At 72.1% G+C, this 2,074-nt stretch carries 2 protein-coding genes; one reads left to right on the plus strand and one right to left on the minus strand.

Annotated elements, in window-relative coordinates; all coding sequences use genetic code 11:
* Positions 1 to 33 precede the first annotated feature (33 nt).
* Entirely contained in the window at positions 34 to 390 is a 357-nt protein-coding gene (locus NOD94_RS40860) for a nuclear transport factor 2 family protein (RefSeq protein ID WP_281211309.1), read from the minus strand.
* Positions 391 to 551: 161 nt separating this feature from the next.
* Between NOD94_RS40860 and NOD94_RS40865 the strand changes: the two genes are divergently transcribed.
* A complete protein-coding gene (locus NOD94_RS40865) occupies positions 552 to 1,952 on the plus strand; it encodes an aminotransferase class V-fold PLP-dependent enzyme (protein WP_281211310.1) in 1,401 nt (466 codons plus the stop codon).
* Positions 1,953 to 2,074: the final 122 nt, after the last annotated feature.

Raw genomic sequence — 2,074 nt, forward strand, 5'->3', positions numbered from 1 at the left:
CTTCCGCTTCGCCCTTCGTCCGCCGCTCGGGCGTCAGCCCTTGACGTAGCCGAAGCTCTCGACGATCAGCCCGTTCTCCAGCCGGGTCACGTTGACGCCGCGCACGAAGTCCTTCGGCCCGGTGCCCCAGCGCAGCGTCCAGCGGCAGACCGCGCGCTCGCCCGCGACCCAGACCTCCTCCACCTCGAACGTGGCCTGCGCGTTCGACGCGATCGAGGACCAGAACCGGAGACATTCGTCGTATCCGACGTGCTGGGAACCGTCCGGGGCGGGTCCGGAGTTCTCCAGCCGGCAGTTCTCGGCGAGAAGGTCCTTCAGCAGGCCCGGATCGTGCTGCTGGAATGCCTGGTTGAACTGGTCGATAACCTTGCGTGTCTGCTCGTCGGACATCGGGACTCCTCATGTCTCATGGCTCACCGCGGTACGGCCCGCCGGTCGGAACGGGCCGCAAGGAAAGTAATACAGTCCAACGGGCCGTGCGGTCCAAGTAACCGGATGTTCCGGCCATTTGAGTCAGTCGCACGTCAGTGCCGGCCGCCTACGTTCGTAGTATGACCACAGCAGACAGTGCGCCTCTCGCATTGGCCTATCAGCAGGCCATCGAATACCTGACGGGTCTCGCCGATCGACCGGTGGGTGCCACTGCCGGCTCCGAACAATTGCTGAAAATGTTCGGTGGCCCGCTGCCCGCCGGACCTGCCGAAGCCACCGACACCATCGAGCTGCTCGGCCGGGCCGTCGCCGAGGGCGGCATCCCGACCGCCAACGGCCCCCGCTACTTCGGCTACGTCACCGGCGGCACCCTGCCCGTGGCCATCGCCACCGACTGGCTCGTCTCCGCCTGGGACCAGACCGCCAGCCTCTACAACCTCTCCCCGGCCATCGCCGTCGCCGAGGACGTCGCCGCGCAGTGGGTCCTCGAACTGCTGGGCCTGCCCGCCCACGCCTCCGTCGGTTTCCCGACCGGCTGCACCATGGCCCACCTGACCTCGCTCGCCGCCGCCCGCCACAAACTCCTCGCGGAGGCGGGCTGGGACGTCGAACGCGACGGCCTGGGCGGCGCCCCCGACATCGCCATCGTCGCCGGCGCCCAGCACCACATGACCATCGACCTCGCCGCCCGCTACCTCGGCTTCGGCACGGCACGCATCCGCAACGTCCCCGTCGACGACAAGGGCCGGATGGTCCCCGCCGAACTGGAACGCACCCTCGCGGGCCTCGACGGACCGGTCATCGTCTGCGCGCAGATCGGCGACGTCAACTCCGGAGCCGTCGACCCCGTCGGCGAGATCTGCGACATCGCGCACCGCCACGGCGCCTGGGTCCACGTCGACGGCGCCTTCGGCCTGTGGGCCGCGGCCAGCCCCCGCCTGCGCCCCCTCGTCGAAGGCGTGGAACGCGCCGACTCCTGGGCCCTCGACGCCCACAAGTGGCTCAACGTCCCCTACGACTGCGGCATCGTCGTCATCGCCCACCCCGAGGCCCACCGGGCCGCCATGCTCAACGAACGGGCCGGCTACCTGCCGCCCGGCACCGACGGCGAACGCGACGCGATCGAATGGGTACCCGACTTCTCCCGGCGCGCCCGCAGCCTGCCCGTCTGGGCCGCGCTGCGCTCCCTGGGCCGCTCCGGCGTCGCCGACCTCGTCGAACGCTGCTGCTCCCACACGCACCGGTTCGCCGAGCGGCTGACCGGGGTACCGGGCGTCGAGCTCCTCAACGACGTCGTCCTCAACCAGCTGCTGGTCCGCTTCGGCGACGACGACCGGGTCACCCGCGCCGTCATCGCCCGCATCCAACGCAGCGGCGTGTGCTGGTTCGGCGGCACCGTCTGGGAGGGCCGGGCCGCGATGCGCGTCTCCGTCGTCAACTGGCGCACCACCGAGGAGGACGTGGACCGCAGCGTCGAGGTGATCCGCGAGGCCCTGGCCGCCGAACTCGCCGAAGCCTGACGACCCCGCCCCCCCCCCGGGGGGGGGGCGGGGGGGCCGCCCGCCGGGGGGGGGCGGGGGGGGGGGGGGGGGGGGGGGGGGGGGGGGGGGGGGGGGGGGGGGGGGGGGGGGGGGGGGGGGGG

This window comes from Streptomyces sp. Isolate_45 (assembly GCF_024721315.2).
GTDB lineage: Bacteria > Actinomycetota > Actinomycetes > Streptomycetales > Streptomycetaceae > Streptomyces.